We start from the raw sequence: 21078 nt of genomic DNA on the forward strand, positions 1-21078 counted from the left end.
GAGCCTTTCGACTCAAAGGTATTTAGCGATGTACTGCCAGTTGCAGTTTTCAGGGCGGTAGAAATAAGCAAGCTCATCAGGTACCCCGGACGGCACCGGGGCAGAGTCGGCATCATACGTGATTGGGTCGCCGTACAGCGCCAGCGACGACCAGAGAATGAAAGCGCGTGCTGGCTCGCCATCGCGACCAGCACGCCCGACCATCTGAACGAGGTCGGCCAAGTCTTCGGGAACGTAGGTCACGATGACGTTACGAATATCGTGAATGTCAGCCCCCAAGCCAAAAGCCTTTGTTGCCACCAGAACAGCGCCCGGCGTTGAAGCAAACCACTCTGCGTTAGCGTGCCGCTGGTCGCGGCTCAGTCGCTCAACGTCAGAATGATAAGGCCGGGCGCGGCTTCCCAGCTCGTCGAGGTACGCGTAAAGCATCTTGATACTGTCCACCATAACCAGCGTCTTTTCATCCACCGGGAGGGCATCGACCAGACCAACAGCAGCCCGGCGCTGAATTGCACATTGCCGGACAGGAATCAACTGGATATTCTCTCTTGAAACGTCAGCCCGAAAGGTGAGGAACCCGCCACGACAACCCAACTCTTTCATCAGGTCAGCCTCATCCCCTTTTGGCAGGGTCGCGGTGAATGCACACCGCTGCGCATCAGGAAAGGCATTTTGCAGGGTGTGCTTCATCGCGGGGAAAGCAGTGCGAAACTCCCAGTCATCAACGGTGTGAACCTCGTCGATGATGAACCTGCTCACACCAGCGGCCATCAGCGCAGCCAGTACCTGACTACCCGGCACCAGATGCTCCGGCGAAACGACAGCGACGCGGAAAGCGCCAGCAGCCACCCCCGCAAGTTGCTGCGCATTACGCCGCTTCGGTAGTTTATCGCCAAAGGCCACCGCGTGAACGCCAGCCTCCCTTAACTGCTGTAACACCTGCTGCTTGATGGTGTTCGTCGGCACAACGATAACGGTCAGCCCCTCGCCAGCACCGGATTCAAATTGCAGGGCATAGGTGAATGCAGCCGTCTTTCCGTAACCAGTTGGCAGCACGGCCAACATATCGCGGTCACGGGCAAACACAGCGGCGGCTACGTCCTGCTGTCCGGGTCGCCAGTCGCCACCATCTGGCGGCGGCAATGGCACAAACGCCGGGCGGTCGCATTGCTCCAGCTCGCGGAACCTGTACGGCGCAGTAACCAGCGGCGGGATGGATGGCGTCAGGTCAGCACCTCCAGCGTCACAATGATGATTCTGCGTGTTGAAATTGTCATCAACAGACCTAACCTCTCCACACCATAGCTGGCGAAACTCCGGGCAGTCTCCCAGTCTGGTGAAGTCATCGCGGCGCATCGCCTCCAGCTTGCTCATGCCGCGACTGATACGGCGCATGGTCTTCTCATCGCAAATCAGAAACTCGCGGCACGCCTTGAGAAAGGCGTTTTGCCCCGTGGTCGCTTCCGGGATAGCGTGCTCACGTGGTTTCAGAGCGGCATCATCGACACGCACACCGGGGAAGTCTGGCGGCAGGGGGTCAGCGTACCGGGCTGGCTTCTTGTTGAGCCACATTTCTATCTCAGCACGGCGACAGTGGATTGCATCGCCCGGCTGGATAATCTGGCGCAACCCTGCATCAGCGCGGCGGGCGTGTGTCTTGCGTCCGATTCCGTTCGCCTCTTTCCATTCACGGAACGACATAACGGAACCATCTGCATTGTAGAAATACTGCCCGGACTCCGTGTTAAACGCAGCCTTCACTGGTCGCTGTTTAACAGGGCATAACTTGGAATGAGGTATAACGATCTTATCCGCAACCAGTTGCTGAGTATCCGCAGGCTCGGTGTTCAGCGGTTCGGCGTCAGCGGCCAGCGCAAGCAAGCGGTTTAAATTGGTTGGCATGGTGCAAACTCCAGAGAAGGATTAAATACTACGCGCCCAAGCTAAATCTTCGGGTGTCCGACTTTCGATTAACGCTAACTGCCAGCGTAAGTAATCCTCATGTTCTTTGGTGTATCGGGGAATACCTTTAGGATTTTTCACAGCGTCCGGGTTAGTCCTCGCGACTTCCCTGCAATCTCGGTCGAAAGCCCAGCGGGCAACTTCCACCGATTCGTAATCCGTAAATCGGTACGGCCTTGTGCGGGAACGTACACGCCAGACAACTTGCCCTAATTCGTGGATGTATATGCCGCAAAGTTCATCCGGGCTTGGGTGATACAATGGCTCCCCATAATTCTGGCGCATGAACTTCACAAACTTTTGATTGCGGCGGGCACGACGCGCTTTTTCGCGTCGCTCCTCGGCTTCGTACTCTTTTTGAATGGCAGCGTGGTCTACTTGGTTAAGCGTTATGTGCATACTGTGGTCTCCAAAAATCAAGGTGAGTTTAGAATGGGGCGTAGGATGGAAGCGCCGGGAGTGTGGCAGTCTGTCCTCCTTAGTAGTTACCATCATTGCAATGGCGTCGGAGTTCTGTCTCTCCCATATAGATGCTTTCTTCCGGCGCTCTGGACTAAACGCAGGAGCGGCGGGCATTGCCGAGGGTCAGGCCGTAGGCAGGCTTTCGGCCACAGCTTGTGACGGTAGTATCCCGTTTTAGTGGTAGCCTTTCCCCAATTTAGTAGCTTTCTTTGTCAGCAACGCTGTACGTAGGTTATCTCTCCGGTATAGTCACCTTCTTGAGTTTATTTTTTAACCAACCACCTGCAAAGCCTTGCTGCGTGTGGGCTGGCCGTGTTGGGCAGGGTAATTTCAGGTAGGCGGATTTGGGGTGTGAAGTTGGCCCATGGTGTCGCTCTTTCCCTACAATATAGACACCTTTAAATTTATTAATAATTTCAGTTAATTAAATGGTTATCTATATTACTTATAAATTTAACAGATCAATAAATTAAAATTGATCGGAATTATCAGCTTTAATTTTCTTGACAGCTATTTGTATAATGGTTTTAAGAAGTTGTATCGGAGTGAGCGACTGGCAGTGAGCGTAGCGAACGATAAGCCAGTCGGCGAAGAACGAAGAGTATGAGATGACTTGTCATCGAATACGATGAGTGATTGAGCGGTACGAACGAAGATACGCTGTATAACAGTTAGAACAATTACCTAGCTGAATAATACTTTTAATATTTATCTGGATTAGTATTTCCTATTTATTCTCCCTGTAATAATTCAATCCTTTCTTCTATTTCAATAATCATTACTATCTCAGCAATTAGCTGTTTGAGTAATACCGCTTTAAATTACCGTTCCACTACATAACTCCCGACCTGTAGCCAGTACGGCAAGCGGGTAAGCGATGAGTACCGAGCATCGCATAGAGCAAAGCGAAAGAGAAGCGCAGCAGCAGGCGGCGACTGATAAACGAGCCGGACAGGTGAGTGCAAGCAGGCGTAAGCACTGCACCGTTGAGAGGTGTGGAGACGGCGGAACGTCTCCGCGTTAGGGAGGTGGATTTGGGGAGGATGTGCAAGGCACACCTCGCTCCACCCACGGGGTGTCGGTGGGTAGGGGTATAACGCTAATTGGTTAAGTGTACACATGTACGCTGAAATCATTAAAAGCCTATAGAAACAGCATGTAACCCAGCACCACGACATAACCAATTATCGTTGAACCCCCTCCCCGGCCCCACCCGGAATTTTTCAGTGATGAATCACTTCACAATCTGATCTCGATGTTCATCGTCTGGCACGGCTAAAGCCCCGCCATCTCTTCACATCGAGAGCCGCAAGTAATACGAAAATACATTATAAATCATAGCATTACGACATCGCGCATAACATAACGCTCTGAAATTAATACGAAAGCTGTAGGTCATCCATCACCCACAGCCCAGTAACGGCCAGTGTTGGCACATCATTTGGTTGTAGGTCAGCCCGACCGCACCACCCAATAACCCCACCCGGCAGCAATGGCACAGCACCAGACGCAGCGTAACGATCTCTGAGTTGATAAATCTCTTAGAACAAGTAACCCACACTCAACGGCTCACACCCTCGCAGAGAGGCGCACAGATCGCCTCACGGCATCGAACAACATCACCCCCACGGCGACCAGCTCGCCACCTCACTTAGACATCTAGATGGCTATAAAATCACACGGCGTCGAGCATGTCAACAGGAAGCAGCCACGATTCAGACGCTGGCGGCCAACTCTCGCTTGATGCGGTAAAACGTCGCCCGGCTTATCCCGGCAGCTTTCATGATGCGCTCCGGTTTCACACCCTGCGCCAGCATTTCTCTGACGGTCTCGCGAGCGGCGGCATCCTTCTGACTCCCACGATAAAGCCCCTCAGCTTTGGCTCGTTCAATGCCCTGCCGCTGGCGCATCAGTCGCGTCTCGTAGTCCACGCGAGCCATTGTAGCGAGAATATCGATCAGCATTGCGTTAACGGCTCTGAGGATGCCGCTGGTTAGCTCTGACGCGGTTTCGTTCAGCAACTGCCACGAGGTTGGCAGGTCAACGGCGACGATCACCAGCCCCTTATCCTGAATCCTCTGTTTCAGAGTCGCCCATTCTTTTTGAGTCAGGCGGCTTAGCCTGTCGATGCTTTCAACAAGCAGGACATCGCCAGCCTCCGCCTCACCCAGCAGGCGCATCAGTTCCGGGCGCTCCAGCCTAGCACCGCTGGCGTTCTCGATGTATCGCGCAGCAATAGACCAGCCCCGCTCATTAGCAAAAGATTCCAGCGCAGGCACGGCACGGTCGGCGTGCTGCTCAGCGGTGGATGCCCTCGCGTACAGACGAACATTAATCATGATTTCCCTCCAAATCTCAGTGAAGTATCACATCCCGACATGAAGGAGATCACACTTAAAAACCGTGGTCAATAGGGTATAAAATAAATTTGATTGCGACAGCGGCGGCACATCACAATGCGGTATACCCGGATGAGACAGAGACAGCCAGCGGCAGACTGGCACCGAGTCACAGCAAAACCCCGGCGCACCCAGCGAACGCAGCGCAAAGCGCACACAGGAGATCAGCACGGCACCGCCACGATCTCGAAATCACAAAGGCGTTGAATCAAACATTGCAACCGCAGCAGTAACCAGCCAGCATTTCGCGCCTGCAACGGTTGTCTCGGATGAGCAAAATCTTAGGGTTTTCTCAGCGACCCCTGACGCGCGGGCACGCACATGCGCACGGGGGCGCGGGCGAGCTATAGAGTTGAGGGAGGCGCAACTATAAGCGTGCAATTTTTCAAGCCGGGACTTTTAACAGTGGGATTGTGAGGCTATTTTGCATTCAGAGAGTGAGGCTGTAGGGTAGCTCCCCTTGAACCAGATAACGCTAAGCTAACCATTTTCCCCACTGCTTAAGCCACTTTGCGTTGACGTTCAGCACCCCACAGCAGCATTATCCGGCATCAGAAACGGAATCAGTTTAGTATCACCATGCACATATAACGGGTGCATAGGCTCTCCCGTTGCGTTAATTTTAAAACACTTCGTATCTACAGGAAGGAACGCCCGTACTACGGCAGAGCGTTTCAGGTGCCGCCCTTCATTCCCCCACGCAGCAACAACGATACCAGCACCAGCTATCAATTCTGCCAGATACTTATCATTATCCGCCCCGACAGGCTCCGGGAATCTCATCATTTCAAAACGGTCAGTACATACATACGCGAACAGGTTCGCGATACGTACACCCCCGAAGCCCCAGTTCTGTGCAAATGAGATACAACGTTTCAGTGTGGGGTCATCAAGATCCGCATCCGCATACGATGGATTCAAACCAATGAAAAGAGCGTAAGGCTTTGTAGCGTCCCAGGTTCTAGAAATCGCGTAACGGTACTTCCCGCACACAGAGAAGATCGCGTCTTTGTTCACATCCATGATTAACCCTCTTCACTACGTTTATCGTCCCGCATCGAGTCAATGAAGTCTCGTTGTTCCTGCGTCAACTCCAGCTTTTCTAACAATTTATCTAGTTCTGTTTCGGCGGATTCTTGCTCATGCAAACGCTCATTGTCAACCATGCAACGCCCTACAAGATTAGGATTAATCTCAGGCTACAAAATGATCGATACTAATGCAACGGGTTGTTATTTATTACCACTGTGAAGCTCAACTGCGAAGCACGGATGGGGAAACACAGGAAGAGAAATTCGGGAGAGATGCCCCGGATGCCATAGCAGAGCCGGGGCTGGTGCAGACGGAGCCACCCATCCAACAGTTAAACGTACCCCATACACAGGCAATAGCAAGCCATTAGCGCCGTGTTGGGTACACCCAGCAGCAGCGCCCCCGGCGCATCATCATCATCTTGTACAACCATCAGTTCTCTTATCGAGTACCGTTCATTTATGGCACGGTGAACACCACGGTAGAGCCAGCCCCTTTCCCGGACTGGTTAGGCTTCCCAACATCAGCTCGTTTATCCGTGGCGTGTCATCACGACAGGCTGTTACGGGACACCGCGCTAAGTGCGGAACAGATGAATGCTACGGGAGTTATGCCGGGCACACGGCTTTCGGTTCATGTTGGGCTATCGCGGTATGACCAGTGGAACGACCGCCAGCGCTTTGCTAAACTCCCTGTTCACCGTTCAACAAATCGCGGCAACTATCAGGGTAAATAGCGGTACTTTGGTCACATCACCTTAGAGCTAACTCAATGAGTTACAAGGCTTTTAAAGGGCTGGAGCGGGCGAAGGGAATCGAACCCTCGTATAGAGCTTGGGAAGCTCTCGTTCTACCATTGAACTACGCCCGCTTTGAGTTGCGTAAGGCATTATAGACCTTACGCACCTTCATACAAGCCTCTTCACAACTAACCGGCGATTAAATAATCACTTAGCACTTCGGTTTGCTGCCGGGCGCAGGAAGATAGCGCTGCGGATCGATGGCCGTCGCCTTATAGCGGATCTGGAAGTGCAGCTTCACCGAATCGGTACCGGTACTGCCCATGGTGGCTATCTTCTGCCCCGCCTTCACGTTCTGGCCGTTGTTGACCAGCATCGTGTCGTTGTGCGCGTAGGCGGTGATGTAATCTTCGCCATGCTTAATCATGATCAGGTTACCGTAGCCGCGCAGCTGGTTACCGACGTAAACCACCTTCCCTGCCCCGGAGGCATAAACCGGCGTACCGCGCGCAGCGGCGATATCAATACCCTTGTTGCCACCTTCAGAGAGTGAGTAAGGGGCGACCACTTTACCGCTGGCAGGCCAAATCCAGCAGCGCTGTCCAACCGGCGGCCATGACGATTGCGGTACCTGATAGGACGGCGTCACTTTGGCGGTTTTGCCTTTCGATGAGGATTTTTTGCCCGAGGACGAACTGCCGTTCACCTTGAGCTTTTGCCCCACTTCGATGGTGTACGGCGGAGAGATGTTATTCAGGCGCGCCAGATCCTTCACGCTGGTCCCCGTTGCGCGCGAAATCCGGTACAGCGTATCCCCGCGCTTAACGGTATAGACCGAACCGGAATAGCTACCCATATCCGACGATTTGCTTCCTGAACAGCCAGCCAGGAATAGCGTCAGCGTCAGGCAAAAGATGGCGATGATGGGGTTTCTCGTCAGGCTTCCTGCAAACAAAACAGATCCTCGGTCAGCGTGAATGGCGCACTATGATACCAGCCCGGAGAGATATGGGTCAGCCCTTTTCCGCTCCAGGAAACAAACCGTTCGTATAAGATTGCCGTATAATGCTCCCTGTTGATGGTGCAGAACCATCCGCATCGTTGGCACTGGAGCATGAATGAGTATTCAAGAACACGTTATTTTGGTAAACGACCAGGGAATGGTGATTGGCACTCAGGAAAAATACGCCGCGCACACCGCCCAAACCCCTCTGCATCTGGCGTTCTCATCCTGGCTATTTAACGCCGAAGGCGAGTGTCTGGTAACCCGACGCGCACTAAGTAAAAAAGCCTGGCCGGGCGTCTGGACGAATTCTGTCTGCGGTCACCCTCAATCTGGTGAACGGACGGAAGAGGCAATTATCCGTCGCTGCCGCGATGAGATTGGCGCAGAAATTACCGCGATTACGCCTGTCGCCTCAGAATTCCGCTACCGCGAAACGGATCCTTCCGGGATCGTGGAAAACGAGATTTGCCCGGTCTTCGCTGCCCGCGTCACCAGCGAACTGCGAATTAACCATGATGAAGTGATGGCATTTGAATGGGTGACGCTGGAGTCGTTATTCCGCGCGCTGGACGCCGCCCCATGGAGCTTTAGCCCGTGGATGGTGCAGGAAGCAACGGTCGCGCGAGACGCGCTGAGAGCGTTCGCTGCGCAATAAAAAAGCCCCTTTCGGGGCTTTTTTAGCAACGTAACGCCTTATTTCACCGGGCGCATTGCCGGGAACAGGATCACGTCACGAATGGTGTGGCTGTTGGTGAACAGCATCACCATACGGTCGATACCAATACCCAGACCTGCAGTTGGCGGCAGGCCGTGCTCCAGCGCGGTCACGTAGTCTTCATCGAAGAACATCGCTTCGTCGTCGCCTGCTGCTTTCGCGTCAACCTGATCCTGGAAACGCTGCGCCTGGTCTTCTGCATCGTTCAGCTCGCTAAAGCCGTTGCCGATTTCACGGCCGCCGATGAAGAATTCGAAACGGTCGGTGATTTCCGGGTTCTCGTCATTACGACGCGCCAGAGGAGAAACTTCAGCCGGGTATTCGGTAATAAAGGTCGGCTGAATCAGGTGTGCTTCCGCCACTTCTTCAAAGATCTCGGTCACGATACGGCCCAGACCCCAGCTCTTCTCAACCTTGATGCCGATGCTTTCAGCGATGGCCTTCGCAGAGTCGAAGTTATCCAGATCCGCCATGTTGGTTTCCGGACGGTATTTCTTGATCGCTTCGCGCATGGTCAGTTTTTCGAACGGCTTGCCGAAGTCGAACACTTCTTCACCGTAAGGAACCTGCGTGGTGCCCAGAATGTCCTGCGCCAGGGTACGGAACAGGGATTCGGTCAGCTCGATCAGATCCTTGTAGTCCGCGTACGCCATATAGAGTTCCATCATGGTGAACTCTGGGTTATGGCGAACGGAGATACCTTCGTTACGGAAGTTACGGTTGATTTCGAACACGCGGTCGAAACCACCGACCACCAGACGCTTCAGGTACAGTTCCGGCGCGATACGCAGGTACATGTCCAGGTCCAGGGCGTTGTGATGGGTGATGAACGGACGCGCAGACGCGCCGCCAGGGATCACCTGCATCATCGGGGTTTCCACTTCCATAAAGTCGCGGTTGACCATGAACTGGCGAATACCGGCCATGATCTGGGAGCGAATTTTGAAGGTCTTGCGGGATTCATCGTTAGAGATGAGATCCAGGTAACGCTGACGATAGCGCGCTTCCTGATCCTGCAGGCCGTGGAACTTGTCCGGCAGCGGGCGGAGGGCTTTGGTCAGCAGGCGCAGCTCGGTGCAGTGGATAGACAGTTCACCGGTTTTGGTTTTAAACAGTTTACCTTTCGCGCCCAGGATATCGCCCAGGTCCCACTTTTTGAACTGCTCGTTGTAGATGCCTTCCGGCAGGTCGTCACGGGAAACGTACAGCTGAATACGGCCACCCACGTCCTGCAAGGTCACGAAGGAGGCTTTACCCATGATACGGCGGGTCATCATACGGCCTGCAACGGCCACTTCGATGTTCAGCGCTTCCAGCTCTTCGTTCTCTTTACCGTCGAAGTCAGCGTGCAGTTGGTCTGAGGTGTGGTCACGACGAAAATCGTTCGGGAACGGCACGCCCTGCTCGCGCAGCGCTGCCAGCTTCTCGCGGCGGGTTTTCAGTTCGTTGTTAAGATCGACTACCGCGTCAGCGCCCTGTGCTTGTTGTTCAGACATGTTGGTTCCTCATAACCCTGCTTTCAAACTTGCTTCGATAAATTGGTCCAGGCTGCCGTCCAGCACCGCCTGCGTGTTGCGGGTTTCAACCCCGGTACGCAGGTCTTTGATGCGGGAGTCATCAAGGACGTAAGAACGGATCTGGCTGCCCCAACCGATGTCGGACTTGTTGTCTTCCATCGCCTGTTTCTCAGCATTTTTCTTCTGCATCTCCAGCTCATAAAGCTTCGCTTTCATCTGCTTCATGGCCTGGTCTTTGTTCTTATGCTGGGAACGGTCGTTCTGGCACTGTGTTACCAGCCCGGTTGGAATGTGGGTAATACGCACCGCAGATTCCGTACGGTTAACGTGCTGACCACCCGCGCCGGACGCGCGGTAAACGTCAATACGCAGGTCCGCCGGGTTAATTTCGATATCGATATCTTCGTCAACTTCCGGGTAAACAAACGCGGAGCTGAAGGAGGTATGACGACGACCACCGGAGTCAAACGGGCTCTTACGCACCAGGCGGTGAACGCCGGTTTCGGTACGCAACCAGCCGTAGGCGTAGTCGCCAATGATCTTGATAGTGACGGATTTAATACCGGCCACTTCACCTTCTGACTCTTCGATAATTTCGGTTTTGAAGCCGCGCGCTTCCGCCCAACGCAGATACATACGCATCAGCATGCTGGCCCAGTCCTGCGCTTCGGTACCGCCAGAACCTGCCTGAATATCGAGATAGCAGTCAGCGCTGTCGTATTCGCCGGAGAACATGCGACGGAATTCCAGCTGTGCCAGCTTCTCTTCCAGCCCGTCGAGTTCTGCCACGGCTTCGTTAAAGGTTTCTTCGTCGTCGGCTTCGACGGCCAGCTCCAGCAAACCGGAAACGTCTTCCAGCCCCTGAGCCATTTGATCCAACGTATCTACGATAGCTTCGAGAGAGGAACGCTCTTTACCCAGCGCCTGTGCGCGTTCAGGTTCGTTCCAGACGTCCGGCTGTTCCAGCTCGGCGTTTACTTCTTCAAGACGCTCTTTCTTGGCATCGTAGTCAAAGATACCCCCTAAGAACGTCAGAGCGCTCCGTGAGGTCCTGAATACGGTTTTTTACCGGATTAATTTCAAACATGGTCTGTTTTCTTTTATGGACTTGTCAAAATGCGGTGATAAGAGCGGGATTGTACCGAATCCACGCCCTTTTTTATAGAGATTACTGCCGCTAAATTGGCCAGATATTGTCGATGATGATCTGAAGGGTGCGGTTACCGCGAAACTCGTTGATATCCAGTTTGTACGCCAGCTCGACCTCGCGCACGCCGTTGTCCGGCCAGATGGAGGTGTCAACGTTGAAGGCGATGCCGTCCAGCAGCGGTCCGCCGCCCACGGGCTCGACCATCACTTTCAGGTGGCGTTCGCCAACGATACGCTGCTGCAGCAGGCGGAATCGCCCGTCGAACAGCGGTTCCGGGAACATCTGCCCCCATGGACCGGCATCGCGCAGCATCTGCGCGACCTCCATCGTCATTTCGGAGACGGACAGCTCACCGTCAGAGACCACTTCGCCCTGCAGCAGCGCCGGGTCAATCCACTCGGTGACCAGTTCGCCAAACAGGCGCTGGAACTCGTCGAACTTTGCCTCTTCCAGCGACAAGCCTGCCGCCATCGCGTGGCCGCCGAACTTGATCATCAGACCGGGATAAAGCGTATCCAGACGCTCCAGCGCATCGCGCATGTGCAGCCCCTGAATCGAACGGCCAGAGCCTTTCAGCGTGCCGTCACCCGCAGGCGCAAACGCGATCACCGGGCGGTGGAAGCGCTCTTTAATGCGCGACGCCAGAATGCCGACCACGCCCTGATGCCACTCGGGGTGGTACATTGCCAGCCCGCCCGGCAGCGTATCGCCACTGCGCTCAAGTTTTTCGCACAGGGTCAGCGCTTCGGCCTGCATCCCCTGCTCAATCTCTTTACGGGTCTGGTTCAGGGCGTCCAGCTCGTTGGCCAGCACGCGCGCTTCGCCGATGTTGTCGCACAGCAGCAGCGCCACGCCGACGGACATATCGTCCAGCCTTCCGGCAGCGTTTAGACGCGGCCCGAGGGCAAAGCCCAGGTCGCTTGCCGCCAGCTTAAGCGGATCGCGGTTGGCAATCTCCAGCAGCGCCTTAATTCCGGGACGGCACTTGCCCGCGCGAATACGGCTTAAGCCCTGCCAGGTCAAAATGCGGTTATTGGCATCAAGAGGTACCACGTCCGCCACGGTGCCCAGCGCCACCAGGTCGAGGTATTCGGCCAGGTTTGGAACGGCAATGCCGCGGGATTCGAACCAGCCCTTATCGCGTAAGAGAGTACGCAACGCCAGCATCAGATAAAACGCCACGCCCACACCGGCGAGGGATTTCGACGGGAAATCGCAGTCGCGCAGGTTGGGGTTAATAATCGCTTCTGCTGCGGGGAGCGTATCGCCGGGCAGGTGATGATCGGTGACCAACACCGGGATCCCCAAAGCGTGAGCATGATCGACGCCCGCATGGGAGGAGATCCCGTTGTCGACGGTCATGATCATCTGCGCACCGCGGGCATGGGCCTGATCGACCACCTCCGGGCTGAGGCCATAGCCGTCTTCAAAGCGGTTCGGCACCAGATAGGTGACATTATCGCAGCCCAGCGCGCGCAGGCTGAGCACGCTCAGGGCGGTGCTGGTTGCGCCGTCGGCGTCGAAATCCCCTACCACCACAATGCGCGTTCCCTCACGCAGCGCGTTGTAGAGCATTTCGGTAGCTTTCTCGATACCGTTCAGCTGCTGCCAGGGCAGCATCCCTTTCACGCTGCGCTCAAGATCCTCTGCGCGGCGCACGCCGCGGCTGGCGTAGAGGCGCTTTAGCAGCGGCGGGAGATCGTCCGGTAAATCAACGTGTTCAACCGCCTCGCGGCGGCGCAATTTGATGGGGGCTTTCACGCGAATTATTTACCACCAAACTGTTTCTGGTGCGCGTCGAGAAACTCTTTCATCTCTTTCGGTCCCTGATAGCCCGGAACAACATAGCCGTTACTCAGGACAATCGCTGGCGTACCGCTCACGCCAAACTGCACGCCCAGCGCGTAGTGATTAGCAATGTCGATGTCGCAGGAGGCAGGCTTAACGTCTTTACCGTTCATCGCGTCATCAAACGCTTTGTTGCGGTCTTTGGAACACCAGATCGCTTTCATGTCCTGCTCTGGCTGGCTCTGTACGCCTGCGCGCGGGAAGGCCAGGTAACGCACGGTAATGCCCAGCGCGTTATAGTCCTTCATCTGTTCATGCAGCTTGTGGCAGTAGCCACAGGTGATGTCGGTGAAGACGGTAATCACATGTTTTTCCTGCGCCGCTTTATAGACGATCATCTCTTTTTCGAGCGCGTTCAGGTTTTTCATCAGCAGCTGGTTGGTGACGTTCACCGGCTGCGCGCCGCTCACGTCGTACAGCGGTCCCTGAATAAAGTGTTTGCCGTCTTCGGTGACGTACAGCACGCCGCTGTTGGTCAGTACCGTTTTCATACCGGCAACCGGCGCAGGCTGGATGTCGCTGCTGGTGACGCCAAGCTTGGCCAGAGACTGTTTGATGGCGGCGTCATCCGCATGGGCGAAGCCGGTAAATGAGGCTGCCAGCAGGGTGAACAGCGCGAAAGACTTTTTCATAATTGATCCTGTTACAATTTGTCGGCACTCACGCACGAGGGTGGTGCTGTTGGTGTAGCTGCCGCAGGCGTTCCGTCGCGACATGGGTGTAAATTTGCGTCGTTGAAAGATCGCTGTGTCCCAGCAGCATCTGCACCACGCGTAAATCTGCGCCGTGGTTTAACAGATGCGTCGCGAAGGCGTGACGCAATACGTGCGGCGAAAGCTTTTCACTGTCGATACCCGCCAGTGTGGCGTAATGCTTGATGCGATGCCAGAACGTTTGTCGCGTCATCTGCTGCGAGCGCTGGCTCGGAAACAGGACGTCGAGAGACGCGCCATTGAGCAGCCAGGGGCGGCCGTGCTCAAGATACGTCTCCAGCCAGTAAACCGCCTCTTCTCCCAGCGGAACCAGCCTTTCCTTGTTTCCTTTACCGATGACGCGCACCACGCCCTGACGCAGGCTGATGTCGCTCATCGTCAGGCCAACCAGTTCCGAAACGCGCAAGCCGGTAGCATACAATAGCTCAAGCATGGCTTTATCGCGTAACTCCAGCGGCAGGTCAACAGCCGGTGACTGTAATAATCTCTCAACTTGTGCTTCACTGAGATCTTTCGGCAGCCGCTGCGGGAGTTTCGGGGACGCCAGCAGCGCGCTGGGATCGTCTTCGCGAATCTTCTCCCGATAAAGATGCTGGAAAAGCCGACGCATTGCGCTGAGCAAGCGTGCAGAGCTGGTGGCTTTGTACCCTCCTTCTACGCGTTCAGCGAGCAGCGCCTGCAGGTCGTCGCTTTGCGCGCTCGCAAGCGATAGCTCCCGACGCGCCAGCCACTCCACCAGCATGGTGAGATCGCGCCGGTAGGCACTGAGGGTATTCTCGGCCAGATTTTTCTCCAGCCACAGCGCATCGAGAAACTGTTCAACGAGTGCGAGATCCTTTTCCACATCAGCCCCTTTGATTTTGCAGTCAGGCCATTATGCCTGATTGCGACCGGTTTCTGGTACACTACGCGCAAAGTCATAGCAAGAATTGAGATAGTTACGCGATGAATATTGGTCTGTTCTATGGTTCCAGCACCTGCTACACCGAAATGGCGGCGGAGAAAATTCGCGACATCATTGGCCCGGAACTGGTGACGTTGCATAACCTGAAAGATGACTCGGTCGCCTTGATGGAGCAGTACGATGTGCTGATTCTGGGCATCCCAACCTGGGATTTTGGTGAGATACAGGAAGACTGGGAAGCCATCTGGGATCAGCTCGATTCAGTCAATTTCGACGGTAAAATTATTGCGATGTACGGCATGGGTGACCAGTTAGGCTACGGCGAATGGTTCCTGGACGCACTCGGCATGCTGCACGATAAGCTGGCACCAAAAGGGGCGGCGTTTATTGGCTACTGGCCAACCGAAGGGTATGAATTCACCAGTAAAAAGCCGATTATTGCCGACGGCGAGCTGTTTGTCGGGCTCGCGCTGGATGAAACCAATCAGTACGATCTCAGCGACGAGCGCCTGCAGGCCTGGTGCGAGCAGATCCTCGGCGAAATGGCAGAAAAATTCAGCTAACGCGCGTTACTCCTGCGTCGGCTGTTGCAGCAACATCCGGCGCAGATCCCGCCATTCTGATGCGTCCATACTGTCCGCCGCCAGCCACAAGTGCTGGCAACGTCCGCCCCCCACTTTGCGTAACCGTAACATCATCCCGGCGTTAAGCATCCAGGGTACACCGAGAATATCCCACTCTTTTCCCTGCCAGCGCAGGCGGGAATCCATAAGCAGCTTAATCTCGCCCTGACGCGCGTTAATGCGACGCTGGCTGCGTACGCTGTCAAAAACAACAAACGAAAGTAATAGCAGCCACAGCGGCGTATAGCTGAGCGGCCACGGCATGAGTAAAACGATGGCCGCAACCAGGCCGTGGAGCAATAAAGACATCCACTGCGAGCGCCACGAGACGCGAAGATCAGATTGCCACAGGACCACGTTCCCGATTCCGTGTTTGAATTAATTGCACCATCCGTTGCAACTCGGTGTCGGCGGGTTTGCCGTGGTTCATCAGCCAGTTGAATAAATCCGGATCGTCAGACTCAAGCAGGCGAACAAACAGACGCTTATCATCATCGCTTAAGCTGTCGTACTCATATTCGAAGAAAGGCATGATGGAAATATCAAGTTCACGCATTCCGCGACGGCATGCCCAGTGAATACGGGCCTTGTTGTTAATATCCATGTTCAGTTTCCTGCATTACGTTTGGCACAGTCGGTACCCCGTTTTCTGTTCTTAATTTCTCTACGGGGACACCAGCTAGTGTAACGTGTTTTTGACCGTTTCATTACTGGAATATTGCGTTTGACGAGCTGGCTTCCAGAATAATCCCTACATAGACAGCGGATTACACTATTTTGCGTAGCGCTACGCATAACCCGTTTATGGCACAAGTGGTCTGCTGAAAGCGCTTGCAATGCCTGCAGGCTCTTTTACCATTAGGCATTATCAAAGCGTTAAGCAATTCAGGATACCGTTATGGCCTTTACACCATTTTCTCCTCGCCAGCCCGCCGCCTCTGCGCGTCTGCCGCTGACGCTTATTTCTCTTGATGACTGGGCGCTGGCAACCCTCTCCGGCGCCGACGCCGAAAAATACTTGCAGGGTCAGGTGACTGCGGATGTTGCGCAGTTGACTGAACACCAGCATCTGCTGGCCGCGCACTGCGATCCTAAGGGCAAAATGTGGAGCAACCTGCGTCTCTTCCGCCGTCAGGACGGTTTTGCCTTTATTGAGCGCCGCAGCCTGCGCGATGCGCAGCTCAAAGAACTGAAAAAATACGCGGTCTTTTCCAAAGTCACCATCGCCCCGGACGACGAACATGTTCTGCTGGGCGTGGCGGGCTTCCAGGCGCGTGCGGCGCTGAAAAACCTGTTTGCTGAGCTGCCGGATGCAGAAAAACAGGTGGTCAGCGAGGGCGCAACTTCCATCCTGTGGTTTGAACACCCGGCAGAGCGCTTCCTGTTAGTCACGGATGCCGCAACAGCCGAACGCGTGACCGAGGCGCTGCGCGGCGAAGCTCAGCTCAACAACAGCCAGCAGTGGCTGGCGCTGAACATCGAAGCGGGTCTGCCTGTAATTGACGCAGCCAACAGCGCGCAGTTTATTCCTCAGGCAACTAACCTGCAGGCGCTGGGGGGCATCAGCTTTAAAAAAGGCTGCTACACCGGTCAGGAAATGGTCGCGCGTGCAAAATTCCGTGGGGCAAACAAACGCGCGTTGTGGACACTGGCAGGCCATGCCAGCCGCGTACCGGAAGCAGGAGAAGACTTAGAACTGAAGATGGGCGACAACTGGCGCCGCACCGGTACCGTGTTAGCCGCAGTCCAGCTGGACGATGGCCGTCTTTTGGTACAGGCTGTAATGAACAACGACATGGAAGCGGACAGCGTGTTCCGCGTGCGCGACGACGCGAATACGTTGAGTATTGAGCCGCTACCGTATTCACTGGAAGAGTGATGCTCTATCGCCCGGTGGCGCTGCGCTTACCGGGCCTACGGGTGCAAATCCAGGTCGGGTAAGGCGAAGCCGCCACCCGACAACAAACTAAACCTGCCCCACGTACAAATAAATCGCCAAAAAGTGGCACACGCTGCCGCCCAGCACAAAGCCGTGCCAGATGGCATGGTTGTATGGGATGCGCTTGCAGACGTAGAAAATAACGCCCAGCGAGTAGACCACACCGCCCACCGCCAGCAGCGTTACCCCGCCGACCGCCAGCTTAATCGCCAGCTGATACACCACAATCAGCGACAGCCAGCCCATCGTCAGATAGGTGACCAGCGACAACACTTTAAACCGGTGCGCAATGGTCAGCTTAAACAGGATCCCCAGCAGCGCCAGGCTCCAGATAACAATCATCAGGCCGCGCGACAGCGGTGAGTTTAGCCCCACCAGCAGAAAAGGCGTATAGGTACCCGCAATCAGCAGATAGATAGCGCAGTGGTCAAATTTCTTAAGCCATATTTTGGCCCGCTGATGCGGAATCGCGTGATAGAGCGTCGAGGCCAGGAACAGCAGGATCATACTTCCGCCATACAGGCTATAGCTGGTAATGGCCATCGCGCTGGCATTGGTATCCACCGCCTGTACCAGCAATAACACTAAACCGACAATCCCAAACACCAGGCCAATACCGTGGCTGATGCTGTTGGCCACTTCCTCAGCCAGCGAATATCCCTGTGCGATTAATGGTCTGCTCGCCATACTAAACTCCGGGAAAACTAAAGATGATTATTCATCGCATGACTATGCTAACTGAGAATGATTCCAGTGAACACCTGTTAGCTAAAATAATTTTAAATTAAATTTTTATAATAAAAATCAAAAACATAAACGAAAAATTCACCTGACATTTGTTCACATAAAAATTTAAGCGTTACTAATCAATGGCATAAAATTGGCTCCTGCCGTCTGGCTGCATGATATGATGGATAAATGAGGTCTGAATGAGAGTTTTGCCACTGTGAGTATGTTCACCCACTCCGCCATTGCCAGTCTCAATAACCTGGAAATGATGGTCTACAACTATGTCATCAAAAACCGGGACAAAGTGATGTACATGACCATCCGCGAGCTGGCGGATGCGGCTGGCGTCTCAACCACCACTATCCTGCGCTTTTGCCGCAAGCTCAACTGCGAAGGGTATTCTGAATTTCGCGTGCGCTTTAAGCTCTATCTTGAGCAGAACGAGCCCCAGCAGGCGAATTTCGGCGCCAGCGAAATTATCAGCTTCTTTAAAAGCGTGAATAATGAAGAGTTCGACGCGCTATTAAATGACGCGGTAAATATCATTTTGTCTTCCGAGCGAATTATATTTGTCGGGGCGGGCACGTCAGGCTCTTTGGCCAAATATGGCGCACGCTTCTTTTCAAATATTGGTAAATTCAGTAATCATATTGATGACCCTTATTTCCCGGTTACCAATGATATGGCGAAAAATGCGCTGGCGATTGTGCTCTCCGTCTCGGGCGAAACCGAGGAGATCCTGCGCTTCGCCAGCCAGTTCAGCCTGCATCACTGCAAGGTGCTCTCTATCACCAGCCACGAGCACTCTCGCCTGGCAAAACTGGCGGACTTTAATCTCTCCTGGCACGTTCCCCAGACGCGAATTGGCGGCGTCTACGATATCACCACGCAAATTCCCGTCATTTATATTCTGGAATCTCTCGGACGCAAGCTGGCGAAAAAACTGACGGAATAAAACACCCTGTTTTTTCGATGTGACAAATCACAATTTTCGCAAATTGTTATATCGTGACATTCAATTTCGCTTTGCTAGACTCAATGCCAATAAGCCATTTATTGAGAATAGCAGCGATGAAAAAAATAACCTTACCGAAAGATTTTTTATGGGGCGGCGCGGTTGCCGCTCATCAGGTTGAAGGCGGCTGGAACAAAGGCGGCAAAGGGCCAAGCATTTGCGACGTGCTGACCGGAGGCGCACACGGCGTGCCGCGCGAAATCACGCAGGAAGTGGTGCCGGGTAAATACTACCCAAACCACGAAGCCATCGACTTCCACGGCCACTATAAAGAAGACATCAAGCTATTTGCCGAGATGGGCTTCAAGTGTTTCCGTACCTCTATCGCCTGGACGCGCATCTTCCCGAAAGGTGACGAAACGCAGCCAAACGAAGAAGGGCTGAAGTTTTACGACGACATGTTCGATGAGCTGCTGAAGTACAACATCGAACCGGTGATCACACTCTCCCACTTCGAAATGCCGCTGCACCTGGTGCAGGAGTATGGTAGCTGGACCAACCGCAAAGTGGTCGATTTCTTCGTGCGCTTCGCGGAAGTGGTGTTTGAGCGCTACAAGCACAAGGTCAAATACTGGATGACCTTCAACGAAATCAACAACCAGCGCAACTGGCGCGCCCCGCTGTTCGGCTACTGCTGCTCGGGCGTGGTCTACACCGAACATGACAACCCGGAAGAGACCATGTACCAGGTGCTGCACCACCAGCTTGTGGCCAGCGCCCTGGCGGTGAAAGCCGCGCGCCGCATCAACCCGGAGATGAAAGTCGGCTGCATGCTGGCGATGGTGGCGCTCTATCCGTTCTCCTGCAAGCCTGAAGACGTGATGTTCGCCCAGGAATCCATGCGCGAGCGCTATGTCTTTACCGACGTCCAGCTGCGTGGTTACTACCCGTCCTACGTGCTGAACGAGTGGGAGCGCCGCGGCTTTTCCATCAAAATGGAGGCGGGCGACGAGCAGATCCTGCGTGAAGGTACCTGCGACTACTTAGGCTTCAGCTACTACATGACCAACGCGGTGAAGGCGGAAGGCGGCACAGGTGACGCCATTTCCGGCTTTGAAGGCAGCGTGCCGAACCCGCACGTGAAGGCGTCCGACTGGGGCTGGCAGATTGACCCGGTGGGCCTGCGTTATTCCCTGTGCGAACTTTACGAGCGTTACCAGAAGCCGCTGTTTATCGTTGAAAACGGCTTCGGCGCCTACGATAAGGTGGAAGAAGACGGCAGCATCAACGATGACTATCGCATCGACTATCTGCGTGCCCACGTGGAAGAGATGATCAAAGCCGTCACGCACGATGGCGTGGATCTGATGGGCTATACGCCGTGGGGCTGCATCGACTGCGTGTCGTTCACCACCGGTCAGTACAGCAAGCGCTACGGCTTTATCTACGTCAACAAGCACGACGACGGCACGGGCGACATGTCGCGCTCCCGTAAGAAGAGCTTCGAGTGGTATAAAGGCGTGATTGCGAGCAACGGCGAGAAACTTTAACGCCGGGTGCCTAACCCTCTCCCCTTTGGGAAGAGGGTTAGGATGAGGGGTTTACTTCCCGCCAGCCAGCTCGATAAAACTGCCCGTCACGTAAGACGCCTTCTCGCTCAGCAACCAGACAATCGCCTGCGCCACCTCTTCCGGCTGGCCGCCGCGCTGCATCGGCAGTAACGATTTCACGCGATCCACTCGCCCCGGCTCTCCGCCGGAAGCATGGATATCGGTATAAATCAGCCCAGGCCGCACGCAGTTCACGCGAATGCCCTGCGCCGCCACCTCCAGCGATAGCCCGGTTGTCAGCGAATCTACCGCGCCTTTAGAAGCAGCGTAATCGACATATTCACCCGGCGCGCCCAGACGAGACGCGGCGGAAGAGACATTCACAATCGCCCCGCCCTTGCCGCCATGCTTGATGGACATGCGTTTCACCGCTTCACGACAGCAGAGGAAGTAGCCCGTGACGTTGGTCGCCAGCACGCGGTTAATGCGCTCTGCGGACAGATTCTCGATGGTGGATTGCTCAAACAGAATGCCTGCATTATTGACCAGCGCGCGAAGCGGCTCACCTTCACGATCGATGCTGTCAAACATCGCCAGCACCTGAGCTTCATCGCTGATGTCCGCACGCACGGCAAACGCTTTACCGCCGGCCTCAACGATCTGATTGATAACGTCCGTCGCGGCTTTAATGTTGTGGTGATAGTTCACCGCCACGGTGTGGCCTTCACGTGCCAGCTGCAGCGCGGTGGCTTTCCCAATGCCGCGGCTGGCGCCGGTGACCAGTGCAATTGCCATTATCCTCTCCCAATAAAAAAGCCGGGTGGCGGCTTCGCCT

General features: G+C 54.7%; 20 protein-coding genes and 1 tRNA gene. 5 read left to right on the top strand and 16 right to left on the bottom strand.

Annotated features, from left to right (window positions below; genetic code table 11):
* Positions 1–12: 12 nt before the first annotated feature.
* The 7 genes from ACMWL8_RS19195 to actS all read right to left on the bottom strand — a co-directional run bounded on the left by ACMWL8_RS19195 (position 13) and on the right by actS (position 7549).
* Complete coding sequence (locus ACMWL8_RS19195) at positions 13–1902, bottom strand: DEAD/DEAH box helicase (protein ID WP_105612178.1); 1890 nt, start codon at positions 1900–1902, stop codon at positions 13–15.
* A gap of 21 nt (positions 1903–1923) precedes the next feature.
* Entirely contained in the window at positions 1924–2361 is a 438-nt protein-coding gene (locus ACMWL8_RS19200) for a hypothetical protein (RefSeq protein WP_158695547.1), read from the bottom strand.
* Positions 2362–4139: 1778 nt separating this feature from the next.
* Positions 4140–4763, bottom strand: a complete 624-nt coding sequence (locus ACMWL8_RS19205) for a recombinase family protein (protein ID WP_084832448.1) — start codon at positions 4761–4763, stop codon at positions 4140–4142.
* 582 nt (positions 4764–5345) lie between these two features.
* Positions 5346–5846 carry a DUF1643 domain-containing protein gene (locus ACMWL8_RS19210; protein WP_063855370.1) on the bottom strand — a complete coding sequence of 167 codons (501 nt, stop codon included), beginning with the start codon at positions 5844–5846 and terminating at the stop codon, positions 5346–5348.
* Positions 5847–5848: 2 nt separating this feature from the next.
* Positions 5849–5989 (bottom strand): hypothetical protein, encoded by a 141-nt coding sequence (locus ACMWL8_RS19215; protein ID WP_063855369.1) that lies wholly within the window; start codon positions 5987–5989, stop codon positions 5849–5851.
* A gap of 662 nt (positions 5990–6651) precedes the next feature.
* Positions 6652–6725 (bottom strand) — tRNA-Gly (locus ACMWL8_RS19220).
* Positions 6726–6805: 80 nt separating this feature from the next.
* A complete protein-coding gene (actS, locus tag ACMWL8_RS19225; protein WP_041908359.1) occupies positions 6806–7549 on the bottom strand; it encodes an amidase activator ActS in 744 nt (247 codons plus the stop codon).
* A 163-nt stretch (positions 7550–7712) separates the two neighbouring features.
* On the opposite strand from actS, the gene idi reads away from it, so the two are divergent.
* Positions 7713–8255 carry an isopentenyl-diphosphate Delta-isomerase gene (idi, locus tag ACMWL8_RS19230; RefSeq protein WP_041908358.1) on the top strand — a complete coding sequence of 181 codons (543 nt, stop codon included), beginning with the start codon at positions 7713–7715 and terminating at the stop codon, positions 8253–8255.
* A gap of 38 nt (positions 8256–8293) precedes the next feature.
* On the opposite strand, the gene lysS is transcribed toward idi, so the two are convergent.
* The 5 genes from lysS to xerD form a co-directional block, all read right to left on the bottom strand.
* Positions 8294–9811, bottom strand: a complete 1518-nt coding sequence (gene lysS / locus ACMWL8_RS19235; RefSeq protein WP_014885130.1) for a lysine--tRNA ligase — start codon at positions 9809–9811, stop codon at positions 8294–8296.
* A 9-nt stretch (positions 9812–9820) separates the two neighbouring features.
* Positions 9821–10919, bottom strand: a protein-coding gene (prfB, locus tag ACMWL8_RS19240) for a peptide chain release factor 2 (protein ID WP_120266878.1) whose coding sequence is annotated in 2 segments (ribosomal slippage) — positions 9821–10843 and positions 10845–10919 — 1098 coding nt in all. Because the reading frame shifts where the segments join, the coding sequence is not laid out codon by codon here.
* Positions 10920–11009: 90 nt separating this feature from the next.
* Positions 11010–12743: a single-stranded-DNA-specific exonuclease RecJ gene (gene recJ / locus ACMWL8_RS19245; protein WP_041908356.1), complete on the bottom strand. Its 1734-nt coding sequence runs from the start codon at positions 12741–12743 to the stop codon at positions 11010–11012.
* A gap of 5 nt (positions 12744–12748) precedes the next feature.
* The gene (dsbC, locus tag ACMWL8_RS19250; RefSeq protein ID WP_045260931.1) at positions 12749–13462 is read right to left on the bottom strand and encodes a bifunctional protein-disulfide isomerase/oxidoreductase DsbC; all 714 of its coding nucleotides are present in this window, start codon (positions 13460–13462) and stop codon (positions 12749–12751) included.
* Between the two features lie 28 nt (positions 13463–13490).
* Positions 13491–14387, bottom strand: coding sequence for a site-specific tyrosine recombinase XerD (gene xerD, locus ACMWL8_RS19255; protein WP_045260932.1), 897 nt, complete (start codon positions 14385–14387; stop codon positions 13491–13493).
* Between the two features lie 101 nt (positions 14388–14488).
* Here xerD and fldB point away from each other — a divergent pair, with 101 nt between their 5' ends.
* Positions 14489–15010: a flavodoxin FldB gene (gene fldB / locus ACMWL8_RS19260; RefSeq protein WP_041908355.1), complete on the top strand. Its 522-nt coding sequence runs from the start codon at positions 14489–14491 to the stop codon at positions 15008–15010.
* A 6-nt stretch (positions 15011–15016) separates the two neighbouring features.
* On the opposite strand, the gene ACMWL8_RS19265 is transcribed toward fldB, so the two are convergent.
* The gene (locus ACMWL8_RS19265) at positions 15017–15427 is read right to left on the bottom strand and encodes a protein YgfX (protein ID WP_028014322.1); all 411 of its coding nucleotides are present in this window, start codon (positions 15425–15427) and stop codon (positions 15017–15019) included.
* Positions 15408–15674 carry an FAD assembly factor SdhE gene (sdhE, locus tag ACMWL8_RS19270; RefSeq protein WP_010435322.1) on the bottom strand — a complete coding sequence of 89 codons (267 nt, stop codon included), beginning with the start codon at positions 15672–15674 and terminating at the stop codon, positions 15408–15410. The genes ACMWL8_RS19265 and sdhE overlap by 20 nt, the downstream gene beginning before the upstream one ends.
* Before the next feature lie 294 nt (positions 15675–15968).
* Here sdhE and ygfZ point away from each other — a divergent pair, with 294 nt between their 5' ends.
* Positions 15969–16949 carry a tRNA-modifying protein YgfZ gene (gene ygfZ / locus ACMWL8_RS19275; RefSeq protein ID WP_028014323.1) on the top strand — a complete coding sequence of 327 codons (981 nt, stop codon included), beginning with the start codon at positions 15969–15971 and terminating at the stop codon, positions 16947–16949.
* A gap of 87 nt (positions 16950–17036) precedes the next feature.
* Here ygfZ and trhA read toward each other — a convergent pair whose 3' ends face one another.
* Positions 17037–17696, bottom strand: coding sequence for a PAQR family membrane homeostasis protein TrhA (trhA, locus tag ACMWL8_RS19280; protein ID WP_023331242.1), 660 nt, complete (start codon positions 17694–17696; stop codon positions 17037–17039).
* 265 nt (positions 17697–17961) lie between these two features.
* Here trhA and ACMWL8_RS19285 point away from each other — a divergent pair, with 265 nt between their 5' ends.
* Positions 17962–18693 carry a MurR/RpiR family transcriptional regulator gene (locus tag ACMWL8_RS19285; protein ID WP_028014325.1) on the top strand — a complete coding sequence of 244 codons (732 nt, stop codon included), beginning with the start codon at positions 17962–17964 and terminating at the stop codon, positions 18691–18693.
* A gap of 116 nt (positions 18694–18809) precedes the next feature.
* Positions 18810–20243, top strand: a complete 1434-nt coding sequence (bglA, locus tag ACMWL8_RS19290; RefSeq protein WP_414751609.1) for a 6-phospho-beta-glucosidase BglA — start codon at positions 18810–18812, stop codon at positions 20241–20243.
* Between the two features lie 51 nt (positions 20244–20294).
* On the opposite strand, the gene ACMWL8_RS19295 is transcribed toward bglA, so the two are convergent.
* Positions 20295–21038, bottom strand: coding sequence for an SDR family oxidoreductase (locus ACMWL8_RS19295; RefSeq protein ID WP_045260933.1), 744 nt, complete (start codon positions 21036–21038; stop codon positions 20295–20297).
* Positions 21039–21078 lie beyond the last annotated feature (40 nt).

It is taken from the genome of Enterobacter sp. 04-C-12-SI-ECC (assembly GCF_047530715.1).
Classification (GTDB): Bacteria; Pseudomonadota; Gammaproteobacteria; order Enterobacterales; family Enterobacteriaceae; genus Enterobacter; species Enterobacter bugandensis.

Coding starts and splice junctions, on each gene's coding strand:
- ACMWL8_RS19195 (WP_105612178.1), bottom strand. CDS start 1,902: ATGCCAACCAATTTAAACCGCTTGCTTGCGCTGGCCGCTGACGCCGAA.
- ACMWL8_RS19205 (WP_084832448.1), bottom strand. CDS start 4,763: ATGATTAATGTTCGTCTGTACGCGAGGGCATCCACCGCTGAGCAGCAC.
- ACMWL8_RS19215 (WP_063855369.1), bottom strand. CDS start 5,989: ATGGTTGACAATGAGCGTTTGCATGAGCAAGAATCCGCCGAAACAGAA.
- ACMWL8_RS19210 (WP_063855370.1), bottom strand. CDS start 5,846: ATGGATGTGAACAAAGACGCGATCTTCTCTGTGTGCGGGAAGTACCGT.
- lysS (WP_014885130.1), bottom strand. CDS start 9,811: ATGTCTGAACAACAAGCACAGGGCGCTGACGCGGTAGTCGATCTTAAC.
- fldB (WP_041908355.1), top strand. CDS start 14,489: ATGAATATTGGTCTGTTCTATGGTTCCAGCACCTGCTACACCGAAATG.
- ACMWL8_RS19200 (WP_158695547.1), bottom strand. CDS start 2,361: ATGCACATAACGCTTAACCAAGTAGACCACGCTGCCATTCAAAAAGAG.
- ACMWL8_RS19285 (WP_028014325.1), top strand. CDS start 17,962: ATGTTCACCCACTCCGCCATTGCCAGTCTCAATAACCTGGAAATGATG.
- sdhE (WP_010435322.1), bottom strand. CDS start 15,674: ATGGATATTAACAACAAGGCCCGTATTCACTGGGCATGCCGTCGCGGA.
- trhA (WP_023331242.1), bottom strand. CDS start 17,696: ATGGCGAGCAGACCATTAATCGCACAGGGATATTCGCTGGCTGAGGAA.
- ACMWL8_RS19295 (WP_045260933.1), bottom strand. CDS start 21,038: ATGGCAATTGCACTGGTCACCGGCGCCAGCCGCGGCATTGGGAAAGCC.
- bglA (WP_414751609.1), top strand. CDS start 18,810: ATGAAAAAAATAACCTTACCGAAAGATTTTTTATGGGGCGGCGCGGTT.
- idi (WP_041908358.1), top strand. CDS start 7,713: ATGAGTATTCAAGAACACGTTATTTTGGTAAACGACCAGGGAATGGTG.
- dsbC (WP_045260931.1), bottom strand. CDS start 13,462: ATGAAAAAGTCTTTCGCGCTGTTCACCCTGCTGGCAGCCTCATTTACC.
- ygfZ (WP_028014323.1), top strand. CDS start 15,969: ATGGCCTTTACACCATTTTCTCCTCGCCAGCCCGCCGCCTCTGCGCGT.